This window comes from Allobosea sp. 2RAB26, assembly GCF_052115465.1.
Taxonomy (GTDB): Bacteria; Pseudomonadota; Alphaproteobacteria; order Rhizobiales; family Beijerinckiaceae; genus Allobosea.
The window spans coordinates 97,864-113,560 of the sequence record NZ_JBFRGS010000016.1 but is presented as its reverse complement, the minus strand read 5'-3'; the positions used below and the strand labels follow the sequence as shown (position 1 = coordinate 113,560).

Here is a 15,697-nt window from a genome sequence, read left to right as displayed (position 1 = left end):
CGACGCGCCCTTCCCTGCGTCAGAGCGCGAAGCCACCATCGGCGAGATGAATCTGCCCGGTGGTGTAGCTCGACTCGTCGGAACCCAGATAGACGGCAAGCCAGGCGATTTCCTCGGCCGTGCCAAGCCGGCCCATCGGCTGGCGGTCGACGAAGGCCTGACGCGCAGCCGCCTCGGTCGTCTTCGTCACCTTGGCGAGATCGGCGATGCGCTGGTCGAGCGAGGGCGACTGGATCGTGCCCGGGCAGATTGCGTTCGCGCGAATGCCTTTCTTGATGTAGTCGGCGGCGACTGCCTTGGTCAGGCCGATCACGGCCGCCTTGGTCGCGCCATAAGCATAGCGGTTTGGAATGCCGCGCACCGAGCCGGCGCCCGAAGCGATATTCACGATGGAGCCCGCGCCCTTCGACAACATCCCCGGCAGGAAGGCCTTGGTCGTGCGGTGCATCGACTTGACGTTGAGGTCGAAGGAAAAATCCCAGGCCTTGTCGTCGCAGTCCAGAACGGTGCCGTGGTGAACGAAGCCGGCGGCATTGACCAGGATGTCGATCGGTCCGACCTTCTCGGCGAAAGCGTCGACGGCCTTGCTCGAAAGCACGTCGAGCTTACGCTTCTTCGCCTTCGGGATTCCCTCCAGCAGCGCAACATCCTTGTCCGTTGCCCAGACCGTCGCGCCTTCCCTGACGAAGGCTTCCGCGATCGCCCGGCCGATGCCCTGCCCCGCGGCCGTGACGACGGCGACCTTGCCCTTCAAACGTCCTGCCATGTCCTTGGTCCTCTTGTTAAGCCGGCTTATTGTCAGAGCTGCTTGCGCATATGCGTCAGGCGCCGATCGGCCAGATCAGTGTGATGGGTAACCGCGAAACCCAGGCGCTCATACCAGGCGATGCGCTCGGTCAGTTTCGCGTGGGTGTAGAGATGCACCGAACCAAAGCTGAGTGCGGCGGCGCGCTCGTCGGCAAAGCGCATCAGCAGCAGACCGAGCTTGCGCCCTTGTGCCCCTGGGGAGACCGCCACGCTCCAGATCGTGAAATCGTCCGGAGAGATCTCGAGAACAAGCGCGGCATCCAGCCCGTTGTCGCCGTCGACCAGCCAGACCTCATGCTCGGCCACGACCTGCGCATAATCGGCGATCCGCGGGAGCGAAGGCACGCCGATAATGGCCTCGTTCGGCGTATAGGCTGCGCTCTTCAGCGCCCTGATGGCGGGAATGTCGCCGGATGACGCCCGGCGCAAGGACAGCCCATCGATCCCGCCCAGCATCTGGTTGAAGGTCCCGAGCGCCAGCTTCTGCCGGCCCTCGGCGTCGAAATTCGCGGGATCCAGCCAGCGCTGGAAGCCTTGCGCCCGCACCGGCCATTCGCTGTCGAGGATCGAATACCAGGCGGTGTCGCGATTCCTGCCCTTCACCACCATGTGCTGGCGGAACAGGCCTTCGTACTGAAAGCCGAAGCGAAGCGCTGCTCGCTTCGACGGTTCGTTCAGGGTGTTGCACTTCCACTCGAAACGGCGATAGCCGAGCGAGAATCCGTAGGCGCCGCACAGATAGATCGCCTCGGTCGCAACCCGGGTCTTCTGCAGGCTCGGCGAATAGGTGATGTAGCCGACCTCGAAGACGCCATGCTCGGGCCTGATCTCCATCAGCCAGAGATGGCCCTTGGCCTTGCCGTCGGCCCTGTCAATCACCGCGAACGGCACGATGCCGGCCTTCGCCGCCATCGTCGTCAGCAGCTCGCGATAGCTTTCGCGATCCTGCGGCGGATGGGCCGGCATCCAGGTCCAGATCTGATCATGCCCGCCATTGGCCTGCCAGATATCGTCAAGATGCCGGTCCGGATCGATCGGCTCGAGCCGACAATAGCGCCCTTCCAGTACCTTGGCCGGCGGAAAGGGCGGTGCTTTCCAATCAGGCGAAAGGGTCATGATTTCCCCCGCGCATGCCAGGCGGAGAGATCGAGCGAGATATTCCAGCCAGCACCGAGCTCGGCAGCGGCCGCATGGGCAAGCGCTGAACCCTCCGCCTCCCAGACAAGCCGCTCGACCTCGTTCGCGAAGGCCGACGCCGCCTCGTCCTCTTCATCGTAGATCGCGTCGAACGCATCCATCCAGGCTTCCAGCCGATCGCCGAACGCCTCGGAGAGACCGGCGTCCTCAGCGTCGATCGCCTTGCGCCTGCCCTTGGCGTCGATCATCCAGAGGCCGCTTCGCCCGAGCCATTCGGGCGCAATGACGAGTTCGCTGCTCACGAGCGCGCCTTGAGGTCGTCCTCGAAGAAATTGTTAAGCGGGACCGACGGCCCGTTGCCGGCGAAGCCTGCAAAACTGCCCTGCTCGGTGATCAGGCGTGTCGCCTCGATGAAGGCAGCCCAGGCCGCGCGCGCCAGCGCCGCGCCGATCGAGATGCGCCGGACACCAAGTGCGGCGACATCAGACACCGTCAGGCCGAAATCGCCATAGATCAGCGCATTGACCGGCTTGCCGCCGGCAGCCGCGACAATCGCGGCGATCTGCTCGCGTGTCTTTGGTCCGGGCGCGTAGAGCACATCGGCGCCAGCTTCGGCATAGGCGGCAATGCGCCTGACCGATTCGTTCAGCGGGTCGCCATGGCCAGTGAGAAAGCACTCGGCACGCGCCGTCAGCAGAACGCCGGAGCCGGTCTCGTCAATCGCCCGCCGCGCCGCGCGGATCCGCTCGACCGCGAGCTCGAAAGGATAGAGCGGCACGTCATCGCGCCCGGTCGCATCCTCGATCGAGAGCCCGGCAACACCGGTCGCCACACAAGCCTTCACATTGAGCGCGACATCGGCCGGTTCGTCGGCATAGCCGTTCTCGAAATCGGCGTTGATCGGCAGGTCCGGTACGGCCTTCACCATATCCGCGATATGAGCGAGCATCATGTCGCGCGGCACGTCCTGATCAGCCCGCCCCTGCGTGAAGGCGAAACCGGCGCTGGTCGTGGCCAGTGCCCTGAAACCCTGCCCGCGCAGCCAGCGCGCCGAACCGACATCCCATGGGTTCGGCATGACGAAGCAGCCAGATTCGTGAAGTGCACGAAAGGCGGCGATCTGCGGACTGTCGGTCATTTTAAATCGTTTCAGATGCGAGTTGGCCGAGCGATGCCCCATACTGTCCGGGCGCGTGCCGTTTGTCAGCCCTTCACGTCATGCGTCAAGGCTCGGCGCCGATGCGCAACCGGCATGGAGGCCGATCAATAGGCTGCAATCAGCTCGTAGATGAAAGCCGTGAGACCGGCCGGGCCCGGGATCCCGGAGGCAAGAGCACCGCGCAGGAGCGCAGGCAGTGCCTCCCGGTCTGTGCCGCTGAGCAGGGCAATGCCATGCGCTGCACTCGCATCCTGCGTTGTGGGAAAGGCGGGATGGGGCCTGGCCGCCAGGGCAACGCCTGTTCGGACCGAGAGGACGCCAGAACGCCCGATCAGGTCCACCAGGCTCGGTGGCGGCACCGCCTCTTCACCCCTGCCCTGCCATGTCACTCCAGCGAGATAGCGGCCGAGGCCACGCCCGGCCCGGCCCGTCTCACGATAGACAGAGCGGCTGAACGCCCCCATGGCCGGTCGCATCCTGCGCGTTTCCGGGGTCGGATTGGCAAGCAGATCGAGATATTCGGGCGTCTCCAGTGCCTCTGCCGAGCCGAGGTCGTAGAGCGTCAGATAGCGGGCGGCGGCGCCACGCCCCCCGACGTAACGCTTCGCGGCGAGGAAGCCGGGCATCGTCAGCCGCTCCGGGACATGCTCGCCCCCGTGCCAGGCCTCGTAATCCGGGCGCATGGCCGGGTCGACGCTGTTGCCGATCGCCAGGAAGACTGGTCCGGGCCAATCGGCCGAACCTGACGGCATGCCCGTCATGGCCGCAGGACGATCTTGGATGCAGTGCGACGGCTTGCTCTTGCAAAGGCGTCGAGCCCCGCTGCGAGCGGCCTCTCTTCACTGATCATCCGCCGGATGCGCTCCTGTTGCGCAGCCATGAGCGCGATCACCCGCGGCCAAGTTGCCAATGGCGAGCGATAACTCCCGCGAATCTGCTGGTGCCGCCGCACGAGCGCCGTCAGGTCGATTGGCGCCGGACGGGGATGAATCCCGCAGATGACCAGGACACCGCGCAAGGCAAGCAGATCGATCGCCTCCGGCACCACTGCCGGTGCGCCCGCGGCCTCGATGATCACATCATAGCTGACAGGCAGGCCGACGCGCGTGAGCGCCTCTCGCAAGGTCGTCCCGGCCGTGTCAACCGTCTCGGGAAAGCCGAGTCCCTCGACGGTGGCGAGGCGGACCGCGTCGTCGCGCCCAGCCACGACAACCCGCGCTGCACCCGCCACCTCGGCGGCCAGCGCTGCCCCTTGCCCGATCGTGCCGGGCCCGATGACCAGCACCATATCGCCCGGTTTGACGCCGCCTATATCCACGGCCTCGGTCGAAACCGTCATCGGCTCGGCGAGCGCCGCAACCGCATCATCGAGCTCATCGGGAAGGGCGATGCAGTTCTCTGCCGGAATGGCAGCAAGGGCTGCAAAGCCGCCATTGCGAGCAATGCCGATGCCGGTCCGCGTGGTGCAATCTTCCGCCCGCCCTGAGCGGCAGCGCTCACAACGCCCGCAGACGACGGAGGGACGCACCACCACGCGTGTTCCGACCGCGATTCCGTCGGTGCCTTCCCCGAAATGCCGGACGCGGCCGACGAACTCGTGCCCGAGCGTAACCGGCATTGCGGCCGCCATCGCTTCGTATCCGCCCGACCAGTCCGCGATATGGAGATCCGTGCCGCAAAGACCGGCAGCCATAACCTCAAGCAGCACTTCGCCGGGACCGGCACTCGGCTCGGATATCTCACCGAGCCAGAGCCCGGGCGCGGGGGCGGTCTTGCGAAGCGCGAGCATGAACCGCTCTCACTCGACCTTGATCGCAGCCGACTTGACCACCTTTGCCCAGGTTTCGGCATCCTTGGCCATGAACGCCGCGAGTTCGGCCGGCGTGCCGGGCGCCGGCTCGGCGCCGATCTCGACCAGGCGGGTGTTCACATCGGGCCGGGCCAAGGCCGCATTGATCGCGGAATTGAGCACCTGCACCACTTCGGGAGCCGTTCCCTTGGGAGCGACGAGGGCCACCCAGGCCGAGAGGTCGTAGCCGGGATAGCCTTGCTCGGCGACAGTCGGCACATCCGGCAACAACGAGGCACGCTTGCCCGTGGTCACCGCGAGCGCCTTCATCGTGCCGCCCTTGACGTGGCTGGAGGCGCCGGCAAGGGTCGAGAACATGACGTCGATATTGCCGCTGATCGCATCGGTCAAAGCCGGCGCTTCGCCGCGATAGGGCACATGCTGGACCTTGGTATCCGAGACCAGGCCGAAGAATTCTCCAGCCAGATGCGCGACCGTGCCGGTGCCGCCCGAACCGAAGGTGATCGGCCGCTTGCTCGCCTGCCCATGCGCAGCCAGTTCCTTCATCGTATTGGCCGGATAGGATTTCCCGGCCGCAACAACGAAGGGCAGCTTCGCGATCATCGCGACCGGGACGAAATCCTTCTCCCAATCGAAGGGCACATTCGCCTTCAGCGCGGGATTGATCACCATCGTGGTCGGCGCAGCGAGCAGCGTGTAGCCGTCGGGCTCAGCCTTGGCGACGGTCTGGGAGCCGAGGATCGTGGCAGCACCGCCGCGGTTCTCGATGACGAAGCGCTGCTTGAGCACGTCGCCCGCCGCTTCGGCAACGACGCGCGTCACGACATCGACGCCACCACCTGCAGCAAAGGGCACGACGAGCTGCATGGCCCGCACCGGATAGGCCTGGGCCCGCGCCGGCCCGGCAGCCGTTGYCGCAAGCAGCCCGAGCGCCGCCGCCATCGCCTCACGCCTGCTCAGGGGGCCCGGCCGGGTGGGGGTAAGCGCCAACGGGTCCGTCATGATGTTTCCTCCTGCTCTTATTGCAACGACAAGGCCATCGATGGGGAGGGGCGACAACAGCGAATCCTGCGTCCCGCGATAGCCTGAGGCTATAGATCAGCCCCGACTTTTGAGATCTCGGCCCGCAACACCGTCTCGAAATGCTGGATCAGGCGGCTGCGCGCGCGTTCGACATTCCGATGCAGGAAGACCTCGTACTGGGCCGGGTGATCGAGCGGCAGGAGCGCGACCACATCGCGGTTGGCCGCCAGCGCGCTGAAACGGTCGACGATGGCAAGACCGAGCCCTGCCTCGGCAAGCGCAATCGCGGTTTCGGCGAAGCGGGCGACATGCGTCCGCTCCGGCACGACGCCACCGTCGCGCAGAACCGCGTCGACGACCTGACCATGCACGGATTGTGGCTCGAACACGATGATCGGGATGCCGGCCAGAGCCGAGGGCGACAGGCGCTTGGCCGAAGCCAGCGGCCAGTCACGCGGACACACGGCAACCGCCTTGCCGGTCCCGACCGATATGCTCCGGATTCCCGCATGAAGAATAGGGAACAAGGTGACGGCACCCTCGCCCTGAGCCGAGAGCAGATACTCCATCACCTGGCTGACCGACAGGATATCGAGATGCAGGCTGAGCCCGGGATGGTCATTCAGCAGGCTGGCGGCTGCGCGCGGGATCAGGACGCGGCCAATGCTCGGCGAAGCGCCGAGACGGAGCGAGCCGGTATCGGCGCGTGCCAGCCTGAGCGCCCGCGCCAAAGCGCCTTCGAGCTGGTCGAAGGCGATGTCGACCTCACCGAGAAGACGATGCGCCTCCGCCGTCGGCGTCAGGCGGCCGCCATGCCGGTCGAACAGGGCAAACGCGCAGATATCCTCGATCCGCCGCACCGTCTTGGTCACGGTCGGCTGGGCGATACCGAGATCGCGCGCCGCACCGACGATGGTGCGAGCGCGCATCACGGCGCGGAAGACTTCGATCTGCCTCAGCGTGAGCAGCAAAGCGGCGCGCTCCTCCGCCAGCGACGACCGACTAGTGATTGTCGCGCGGAACGCCGAACTTCTTGTGGATTTTCTGGTACTTGACCGCCGGCTTCAGCACCATGCCCTCGGAGAGCTCGCCAACGATCTTGCGCTGGATCTCCTGCCAGGGGGTCTGGCTCTTCGGATATTTGTAGCCGCCGGCCGCCTTCAGCGCGACGCGGCGCTCGTCCAGCTCCTTGTCGGAAATCAGGATGTCGGCCGTGCGCTTCTTCAGGTCGATGCGGACCTTGTCGCCGGTCTTCAGCAGCGCAAGTCCGCCGCCGGTCGCCGCTTCCGGCGAGGCGTTCAGGATCGAGGGCGAGCCCGACGTGCCGGACTGGCGGCCGTCACCGATACAGGCCAGCGCCGTGATGCCCTTCTTGATCAGGTAATCCGGCGGCCGCATGTTCACGACCTCGGCCGCGCCGGGGTAGCCGATCGGCCCGACGCCGCGAATGAAGAGCACGCTGTGCTCGTCGATCGCGAGCGACGGATCGTCGATGCGGTGGTGGTAATCCTCCGGTCCGTCGAAGACGATTGCCTTGCCCTCGAAGGCCATCGGGTCCTTCGGGTTCTCGAGATAGCGCTTGCGGAATTCCGGCGTGATCACGCTGGTCTTCATGATCGCGGAATCGAACAGGTTGCCGCGCAGATTGAGGAAGCCGGACTGCGCCTTCATCGGCTCGTCATAGGCCTTGATGACGCGACGATCGCCGGAGAAGAAGCCTTCGCAGTTCTCGGCCAGCGTCTTGCCGTTGGCGGTGATGGCGGGCTTGATCTTGCCCTTGGCGACGAGCTCGGCAACGACCGCAGGCACGCCGCCGGCGCGGTAGAAATCCTCGCCGAGATATTCGCCGGCGGGCTGCAGGTTGACCAGCAGCGGGATGTCGTAGCCGATCGCAGTCCAATCCTCGTTGTCGAGCTTCACGCCAATATGCTTGGCGATGGCGTTGACATGGATCGGCGCATTGGTGGAGCCGCCGATTGCCGAGTTGACGACGATGGTGTTCTCCAGCGCTTCGCGCGTCAGGATCTTCGACGGGATCAGGTTCTCCCAGACCATCTCAACGATGCGCTTGCCGGTGTGATAAGCCATCTCGTAACGGTCGCGATAGGGCGCCGGGATGGCGGCGCCGCCGGGCAGGGTCATGCCCATCGCCTCGGCCAGGGAGTTCATGGTCGAGGCCGTGCCCATGGTGTTGCAGTGGCCGGCCGACGGAGCCGACGACGCCACCAGATCGACGAAGCCGCGATAGTCGATTTCGCCGGCGGCCATCATCTGGCGCGCCTTCCAGACAATCGTGCCCGAACCGGTGCGTTCGCCGCGGAAATTGCCGTTCAGCATCGGCCCGCCCGGCAGCGCGATGGCGGGGATGTCGACCGTGGCGGCCGCCATGATCTGGGCCGGGGTGGTCTTGTCGCAGCCGGTCGTCAGCACGACCCCGTCGAGCGGATAGCCGTAGAGGATCTCGACGAGCGAGAGATATTGCAGGTTGCGGTCGAGGCTCGCGGTCGGGCGCTTGCAGGTTTCCTGGATCGGATGGATCGGGAACTCGAAAGGCACGCCGCCCATCTCGCGGATACCGTCGCGGACGCGGGCGGCGAGCTCGATATGATGGCGGTTGCAGGGCGCGATATCGGAGCCTGTCTGGGCGATGCCGATGATCGGGCGGCCCGACTGCAGCTCTTCGCGCGACAGGCCGAAATTCATGGTGCGCTCGATATAGAGCGCGGTCATGTCGGCATTGGCGGGATTATCGAACCAGGCCTTGGAGCGCAGCTGCTCCGGCTTGATCTTGCGGACCGACTTCCTTGCAGGCGTCTTGGCCATCCCCGTCATTCCCTCTCGCACCGGCGCGCAGCCTTCGCGCCGCGTCCGCCATGGTCTTTAAATCGATTTGACCAGCCAATCATGCCGATCGCCATGCGCGCGACAAGAGTCAAATTCGACCAAATCGCGTCGCCTGCATTCTGCATACAGCACACAAATTACTTCGCCAATCCATGCAGATGCCGGCTGCGCAGGAAAGGTCGCCGCCCCGCAGTTTGCAAGTGTTCCAAATGCGCGGCCGCCCGGCGGCCGGTGCAGACGGCGGGCTTGCATCGCCGCTGCGTTTCCGGCCAAGACAGCGCACCACGACAGCGCAAGGCCCGCGACAGGGCCACCCGCGTCGAGAGCTTGCAGAGGAAAACGCACCATGACGCTGCAGACCGTCTCCTCCTTCGCCCGGATCGGCGAGGAAAACGCTTTCGCCGTGCTGGCACGAGCGACCGAGCTGCAGCGCAAGGGCAAGGACATCATCAATCTCGGCATTGGCCAACCCGATTTCCCGACGCCCGACCACATCGTCGAGGCCGCGGTGAAGGCGCTGCGCGACGGCCATCACGGCTATACGCCGGCCAATGGCATCCTGCCGCTGCGCGAGGCGGTCGCCGCCGACCTGCACAAGCGCTTCTCGGTCGACGTCTCGCCGGAAGAGGTGATGATCGTGCCGGGCGGCAAGGTCACCATGTTCATGGCGATCCTGATGTTCGGCGAGCCCGGCGCCGAGATCCTCTATCCCGATCCCGGCTTCCCGATCTATCGCTCGATGATCGAGTTCACCGGCGCGACCCCGATCCCGGTACCGATCCGCGAGGAGAACGGTTTTGCCTTCTCGGCCGAGGAGACGCTCTCGCTGATCACGCCCAAAACCCGGCTGCTGATCGTCAATTCGCCGGCAAACCCGACCGGCGGCGTCACGCCGAAGGCCGAGGTCGACAAGCTCGTTGCCGGGCTCAGCCGCTTCCCCAATGTCGCGGTGATGTCGGACGAGATCTACGACCAGATGCTCTATGACGGCGAGAAGCACGTCTGCCTGCTGAGCTACCCCGAAATTCGCGACCGGCTGATCCTGCTCAATGGCTGGTCGAAGACCTATGCCATGACCGGCTGGCGCATGGGGTTCTCGGTCTGGCCGAAGCCGCTCTACGACAATGCCCGCAAGCTCGCGGTCAATTCGCATTCCTGCGTCAACGCCCCGGCGCAATGGGCCGGGCTCGCCGCACTCACCGGCCCGCAGGACGCGGTGCATGCCATGGTCGCCGAGTTCGATCGGCGCCGGAAGGCGGTGGTCGCCGGCTTGAACGCCTTGCCCGATGTGTCCTGCGCCGTGCCGAAGGGCGCCTTCTACGCCTTCCCGAATATCTCGAAGACCGGGTGGAAGGCGAAGAAACTGGCCTCCGCCCTGCTCGAGGATGCGGGTGTCGCGACGATCGGCGGGCCCGATTTCGGCATCCATGGCGAAGGCTATATCCGCCTGTCCTATGCCAACTCGCTGGAGAACATCGAACGCGCGCTGGAGCGGATGAAGAGCTTCCTCGCCAACGCGAAGGCAGCATGACGATGATCACCTGCCATTTGAGCTATATCGTCGATCCCTACCAGCTGCCGGCCTTCGAGGCCTATGGCAAGCTCTGGATCAGGCTGGTCGAGAAATTCGGCGGCAAGCATCACGGCTATTTCATGCCCTCGGAAGGCTCGTCGAACGTCGCATTGGCGATGTTCAGCTTTCCGTCGCTTGCGGCCTATGAGGAGTATCGCACCGCCTCGTTCAAGGACGAGGAATGCCTGGCGGCCGTGGCGATGAACGAGAAGCACCGCTTCATCATCAGCTATGAACGCTCATTCTTCCGACCGGTCTTCGAAGACGATCAGGGCGCGCGCCGCGCACCCTGATCGCGCCGATTGGAACGGCGTCAGGCTTTCGCCGCGCTCGCGGCCGCGTCGATATTGGCGACCAGTTCGGCATCGAGCCCGACCGAGCCCGCAAGCCCGGCGAGGAAGTCCTTCTCCGCGGGCGTATCCGGATTGATGGCGATGCGAGCCGCCGTGTAGATCTGCGCCGCGAGTTCGGGCGTTTCCGCCGCTTCGGCGAGAACATCGACCGAAGCCGGATTGGCCATTTCATGGGCGAGCCAGGCATTGGCTTCCGGATCGAAACCGGCTTCGCGCAGGCCGCCGAGAATGGCATTGCGCTCCTCGGTGTCGATATGACCGTCGGCGGCAGCGGCTGCGATCATCGCCCGGATGAAGATCAGGGCCGTCGCCTCGCTTGCGGCCTCCGGCTCGAAACCGGTCCCGACTGGTGCCGGCAGAACCTCCTGACGCTTCAGATCGAGCAGGGGTTTGCCGGCTTGATGGTTCTGGTAGGCCTTGTAGGCGAGGCCGCCGATCAGCGCGAGGCCGCCGAGTTTCGCCGCAGAGCCGGCAACCGAACGCCCTGCCGAGGAACCGAAGAGCAAGGCGCCGAGGCCGCCGAGCACCGCCGTCGCCACGGCCGGATTGCTGCTGAACATCCCCTTGGCCTGTTCCAGCAACTGGTCGGGCGTCTTGCCGCCGGAGACCTGGCCGAGAACGTCGCTCGCCTTCTGCTCCAGCCCTGTCTGGCGCGCGGCATCCTGCATGCCCTGCGTCGCCTGGCCGAGCACGCTGCCGACGAGGCCGCCAATGCCGCCCGAACCACCGGCCGGCTGAACCTGTTGCGCCAGATTGCCCAGCATTCCGCCGAGCCCCCCGGACTGGCCGGCCTGCTGACCGGCTTGATTGCCGGCGCTGACCAGCGCGTCCAGCAGAGATTTTGCGTTGAACATCGAGAGGCTCCCTCGTTTAGGCCATTCACCGCAAAGCGGCGGCGTAACCTGCACCCGGGCCACGGGCTTCACAAGCCGCCCCGCATGGAAGGGAACCTTGACGCGATCATGACAAAGGCAACGGCAGGAGCCCCGGCTCCTTCAACGTCTCAAGCGCGATTTCCGAGCGGACCCGCGCGACGCTTTCATGCGGCATCAGGATCTCGTTGACGAAGCGCGAGAGCTCCTTGAGGTCGCCTACCGCAACCTTGAGCAGATAATCCGCCTCACCTGTCAGGGCATGCGCCTCCAGGATCGCGGGAGTCAGCTTGACGAGATCGCGAAAGCGGCGGGCATTGTCACGCGAATGCGCGTTCAGCGCGACATGGATGAAGACGGTCACCCCGAGCCCGACGGCTGCCGGATCGATCAGCGCGCGGTAACCACGGATCGTCCCCTCCTCCTCGAGCCGTTGGCGCCGGCGGGAAATCTGGCTCGCCGACAACCCGACCTTCTCGGCCAGCGCGCCATTCGTCAGGGAGGCATCCTGCTGGAGCGCATCGATCAAGCGCCAGTCGAAAGAATCGAGACCGCTCACATCACGCACCGTTGGTGACCTCCCTGCACGAACTGTGCGGATCTCGCGCCATGACGCGGCATTTTGCAAGCTCCTTGCCTTCGCCGTGCGCGACCATGTCGGCAATCATATCGAGAGGAGAACGCCATGGGTCCATTTCCGCACGACACCGCCCCTCCCGCTATTTCCGAGGCCAATCCGATGGGAACGGACGGTTTCGAGTTCGTTGAATACGCCCATCCCGAGCCAGAGAAGCTCGGCCCGCTCTTCCAGCAGATGGGCTTCACCGCCGTCGCCCGGCATCGCTCCAAGAAGGTCACGCTGTACCGTCAGGGTGACGTCAATTTCGTCGTCAATGCCGAGCCGGATTCCTTTGCCCAGCGCTTTGCGGCCGAGCATGGCCCCTGCGCTTGCGCCATGGCCTTCCGCGTCGTCGATGCCAGGCATGCTTTCGAGCGCGCCGTGTCGCTTGGCGCCGAGCCCTATGAAAGCAAGGTCGGCCCCGGCGAGATGCAAATTCCCGCCGTGAAGGGCATTGGCGGCTCGATCCTGTATTTCGTCGAGCGTTATGGCGCGAAGGGCTCGATCTGGGATGTCGATTTCGAGTGGATCGACGAGCCGGATCCGCACCCGGAGCAGGCCGGTCTCTATTACCTCGACCACCTCACCCACAACGTCCATCGCGGCCGCATGGACCATTGGGCGGGCTGGTATGGCAAACTCTTCAACTTCCGCGAGATCCGCTTCTTCAATATCGAGGGCAAGCTCACAGGCCTGATCTCGCGCGCCTTGACCTCGCCCTGCGGCAAGATCCGCATCCCGATCAACGAGTCGCTCGACGACAAGAGCCAGATCGAGGAGTACCTGCGCCAGTACAAGGGCGAGGGTATCCAGCACGTCGCGCTCGGAGCCCACGACATTTACGCCACCGTCGAGCAGCTGCGCCGCAACGCCCTGCCCTTCATGCCGGCGCCGCCGGCAACCTATTATGAGCGCGTCGAGGCGCGCGTTCCCGGCCATGGCGAACCGGTCGAGCGGCTGAAGGCCAACGGCATCCTGATCGACGGCGAGGGTGCGGTTGCGGTCGGCTCCAAGGAGGGCCGGATGAGCAAGGTCCTGCTCCAGATCTTCTCCGGCACGGTGCTCGGGCCGATCTTCTTCGAGTTCATCCAGCGCAAGGGCGATGACGGCTTCGGCGAGGGCAACTTCCGCGCCCTGTTCGAGTCGATCGAAGAGGACCAGATCCGTCGCGGCGTGCTGAAGGTCGAGGCGGCCGAGTAACCTCCGCGATCGCGGCACAGGACGCGGCGCCGCCCCCACGGCAGCGCCGCGTTTCGCTTGTCGGGGAGCCAAGACAAGCGTAGCATTTTCGAGAGCGCGCACGCAGCCAAGTGCGCGTCTCGAGGGACTGCCCATGTCGACAGCTGCGATTACGCGCGGTCATCAGGGTCCCTGGTGGACGCATCTCTACGTCCAGGTGCTGACCGCCATCGCGATCGGGGTGCTCGTCGGGCATTTCTATCCGCATACCGGCGAGGCGATGAAGCCGCTCGGCGACGCCTTCATCAAGGCCATCAAGATGATCATCGCGCCGATCATCTTTCTCACCGTCGTGCACGGCGTCGCGTCGATGGACGACATGAAGAAGGTCGGCCGCGTCGGCGTGAAGGCACTGCTCTATTTCGAGGTGGTGACGACGCTTGCGCTCATCGTCGGGCTCATCGTGATCAATCTCTGGAAACCCGGAGTCGGCATGAGTGTCGATGTCGGCGGGCTCGACACCAGCTCAATCACCGCGTTCACGGCCAAGGCGAAGGAGCAGAGTACCATCGGCTTCCTGATGGACATCATCCCGGCGACAGTGGTCGGTGCCTTCGCAACCGGCGAAATCTTGCAGGTGCTGTTCTTCGCCCTGCTCTTTGCCTTTGGTCTGCAGATGCTCGGCGAACGCGGCAAGCCGGTCCTGCACTTCGTCGACGATATCGCCCAGGTCTTCTTCAAGATCGTCGGCATCATCATGAAGGCGGCACCGATCGGTGCTTTCGGCGCGATGGCCTTCACGATCGGAAAATTCGGCATCGGCACGCTGCTGTCGCTGGGCAGCTTCATGGCCGCCTTCTACACGACCTGCCTCATCTTCATTTTCCTCGTGCTCGGCACGATCGCCCGGCTGCATGGCTTCAGCATCGTGAAGTTCATCGCCTACATCAAGGAAGAGCTGCTGATCGTGCTCGGCACCTCCTCCTCCGAGAGCGTCCTGCCACGGATGATCGCCAAGATGAGCTATCTCGGCTGCAAGGAGAATGTCGTCGGCCTGGTCATCCCCACCGGCTATTCCTTCAACCTCGACGGCACCTGCATCTATCTGACGATGGCCGCGATCTTTCTCGCCCAGGCAACCAATACCGAGCTGAGCCTGTCGCAGGAGATCGGCATCATCGCCGTGCTGCTGCTGACCTCGAAAGGCGCGGCCGGCGTCACGGGCTCCGGCTTCATCGTACTCGCCGCAACACTGGCCTCGGTCGGCACTATTCCCGTGGCGTCGATCGCCCTGATCCTCGGCGTCGACCGCTTCATGTCGGAGGCGCGCGCCCTCACCAATCTGATCGGCAATGGCGTCGCGACGATCGTCGTGGCGAAATGGGAAAATTCGCTCGACGAGCGTCGCATGCAGCGCATCCTCGCCAAGGAAGCCGATTACGACGCCGCCGAGCCCGAGCGCGTCGTGGCGGTCTGAGCGCTGCCAGATCATCGGACGGGATATCGTATCCAGTCCGATGATCTCACCTTTGTGTTTGCATCGGCTTTCCCGAAAACCGCGATCCACTTTTCGGGCCGATGCTTAGGGCGCGAGCTTGCGCAGCATCAGCGGTGCGCCCACCGCAGGGTCCTTGCGCCATTGGCCGTTCTCGAAGACGAGATCGACGCTGTGCCCCTTGCGTGCAACCAGCGAAAGGCGCCCGGCCGCATAGCGCCAACCGACGGGATCGAAGATCGTCAAGCCAGTATCGTCGCAGCGCCCGTCGAAACGGGCGGGAGCGCCACCCGGAGAATTTGCGGGGCCGGCCGCAAGCATGAGGCGACATCCCTCGCGGTTCTGCTGGCGCATCGTGACATAGCGGCCGGGCACGGCGTCGGTGGCAGGCGCGCCCGCAGGGTCGACGACGGTCGGCCGGGCCGCAGCGGTCGCGGCGCGCTCTGCCGCGCTCGGAGGCACCGGGCGCGCGCTGCGGGGATGATCCTTCGGATCCAGCAGATAGTCCTGCCCGTCCGTGCCCTTGCCATTCAGGCCGGCGCCGGACTTGCTGAGCGTGATCACGGCCTTGCCGGCCTCGTCATTCAGGCGCAGCCCGCCCCCCTCAGCCACACTCCAGGACACAATCTGCCCGATAATGGGCAATGCGCGGCGGCAGGTGGCAGGGAAGCGCAATTGCCGCCCCTGTCCCGACTGTTCCGCTCCAAGGGTAATGGTGCATTGGCGCGGCGCGCCGACCTGTTCGAGGTTCCAGGCACCGATCATGGGGCGAACGGTGTCAGGCGCGGTCTCCGCTCCCTTCGGAAGCGGCGGCTTCTGCGCCTGT

The 15,697-nt window shown here is 65.1% G+C and carries 16 protein-coding genes; 4 read left to right on the top strand and 12 right to left on the bottom strand.

From position 1 onward, the window contains the following. Nucleotides 1-19: 19 nt before the first annotated feature. The 9 genes from AB4118_RS26070 to AB4118_RS26030 form a co-directional block, all read right to left on the bottom strand. Complete coding sequence (locus tag AB4118_RS26070; protein WP_441492468.1) at nt 20-766, bottom strand: SDR family oxidoreductase; 747 nt, start codon at nt 764-766, stop codon at nt 20-22. Between the two features lie 32 nt (nt 767-798). Further along, the gene (locus tag AB4118_RS26065) at nt 799-1,923 is read right to left on the bottom strand and encodes a GNAT family N-acetyltransferase (RefSeq protein ID WP_441492467.1); all 1,125 of its coding nucleotides are present in this window, start codon (nt 1,921-1,923) and stop codon (nt 799-801) included. Beyond that, the gene (locus tag AB4118_RS26060; protein ID WP_441492466.1) at nt 1,920-2,246 is read right to left on the bottom strand and encodes a hypothetical protein; all 327 of its coding nucleotides are present in this window, start codon (nt 2,244-2,246) and stop codon (nt 1,920-1,922) included. The genes AB4118_RS26065 and AB4118_RS26060 overlap by 4 nt, the downstream gene beginning before the upstream one ends. After that, nucleotides 2,243-3,082: an isocitrate lyase/PEP mutase family protein gene (locus tag AB4118_RS26055; RefSeq protein ID WP_441492465.1), complete on the bottom strand. Its 840-nt coding sequence runs from the start codon at nt 3,080-3,082 to the stop codon at nt 2,243-2,245. The genes AB4118_RS26060 and AB4118_RS26055 overlap by 4 nt, the downstream gene beginning before the upstream one ends. 125 nt (nt 3,083-3,207) lie before the next feature. Next, nucleotides 3,208-3,864, bottom strand: a complete 657-nt coding sequence (locus tag AB4118_RS26050) for a hypothetical protein (protein ID WP_441492464.1) — start codon at nt 3,862-3,864, stop codon at nt 3,208-3,210. Continuing rightward, nucleotides 3,861-4,892: a zinc-dependent alcohol dehydrogenase gene (locus tag AB4118_RS26045; RefSeq protein ID WP_441492463.1), complete on the bottom strand. Its 1,032-nt coding sequence runs from the start codon at nt 4,890-4,892 to the stop codon at nt 3,861-3,863. Before AB4118_RS26045 ends, AB4118_RS26050 begins: the two co-directional genes overlap by 4 nt. Before the next feature lie 9 nt (nt 4,893-4,901). Next, entirely contained in the window at nt 4,902-5,915 is a 1,014-nt protein-coding gene (locus tag AB4118_RS26040) for a Bug family tripartite tricarboxylate transporter substrate binding protein (RefSeq protein WP_441492462.1), read from the bottom strand. Between the two features lie 89 nt (nt 5,916-6,004). Next, nucleotides 6,005-6,907 (bottom strand): LysR family transcriptional regulator, encoded by a 903-nt coding sequence (locus tag AB4118_RS26035; protein ID WP_441492461.1) that lies wholly within the window; start codon nt 6,905-6,907, stop codon nt 6,005-6,007. Between the two features lie 31 nt (nt 6,908-6,938). After that, on the bottom strand, nt 6,939-8,759 hold the full coding sequence (locus AB4118_RS26030; protein ID WP_441492460.1) for an IlvD/Edd family dehydratase: 1,821 nt from the start codon (nt 8,757-8,759) through the stop codon (nt 6,939-6,941). A gap of 367 nt (nt 8,760-9,126) precedes the next feature. Here AB4118_RS26030 and AB4118_RS26025 point away from each other — a divergent pair, with 367 nt between their 5' ends. Continuing rightward, nucleotides 9,127-10,311: a pyridoxal phosphate-dependent aminotransferase gene (locus AB4118_RS26025; protein ID WP_441492459.1), complete on the top strand. Its 1,185-nt coding sequence runs from the start codon at nt 9,127-9,129 to the stop codon at nt 10,309-10,311. 2 nt (nt 10,312-10,313) lie between these two features. Beyond that, nucleotides 10,314-10,646 (top strand): NIPSNAP family protein, encoded by a 333-nt coding sequence (locus tag AB4118_RS26020; protein WP_441492534.1) that lies wholly within the window; start codon nt 10,314-10,316, stop codon nt 10,644-10,646. A gap of 20 nt (nt 10,647-10,666) precedes the next feature. On the opposite strand, the gene AB4118_RS26015 is transcribed toward AB4118_RS26020, so the two are convergent. Together AB4118_RS26015 and AB4118_RS26010 are read right to left on the bottom strand one after the other, a co-directional pair. Next, nucleotides 10,667-11,560, bottom strand: coding sequence for a tellurite resistance TerB family protein (locus AB4118_RS26015; protein ID WP_441492458.1), 894 nt, complete (start codon nt 11,558-11,560; stop codon nt 10,667-10,669). A 106-nt stretch (nt 11,561-11,666) separates the two neighbouring features. Next, nucleotides 11,667-12,137, bottom strand: a complete 471-nt coding sequence (locus AB4118_RS26010) for an Lrp/AsnC family transcriptional regulator (protein ID WP_441492457.1) — start codon at nt 12,135-12,137, stop codon at nt 11,667-11,669. Nucleotides 12,138-12,263: 126 nt separating this feature from the next. On the opposite strand from AB4118_RS26010, the gene hppD reads away from it, so the two are divergent. Together hppD and AB4118_RS26000 are read left to right on the top strand one after the other, a co-directional pair. Continuing rightward, nucleotides 12,264-13,397, top strand: a complete 1,134-nt coding sequence (gene hppD / locus AB4118_RS26005; RefSeq protein WP_441492456.1) for a 4-hydroxyphenylpyruvate dioxygenase — start codon at nt 12,264-12,266, stop codon at nt 13,395-13,397. A gap of 133 nt (nt 13,398-13,530) precedes the next feature. Next, nucleotides 13,531-14,853, top strand: coding sequence for a dicarboxylate/amino acid:cation symporter (locus AB4118_RS26000; RefSeq protein ID WP_441492455.1), 1,323 nt, complete (start codon nt 13,531-13,533; stop codon nt 14,851-14,853). Nucleotides 14,854-14,958: 105 nt separating this feature from the next. Here the strand turns inward: AB4118_RS26000 and AB4118_RS25995 are convergent, their stop codons facing one another. Further along, the gene (locus AB4118_RS25995) at nt 14,959-15,636 is read right to left on the bottom strand and encodes an AprI/Inh family metalloprotease inhibitor (RefSeq protein ID WP_441492454.1); all 678 of its coding nucleotides are present in this window, start codon (nt 15,634-15,636) and stop codon (nt 14,959-14,961) included. Nucleotides 15,637-15,697 lie beyond the last annotated feature (61 nt).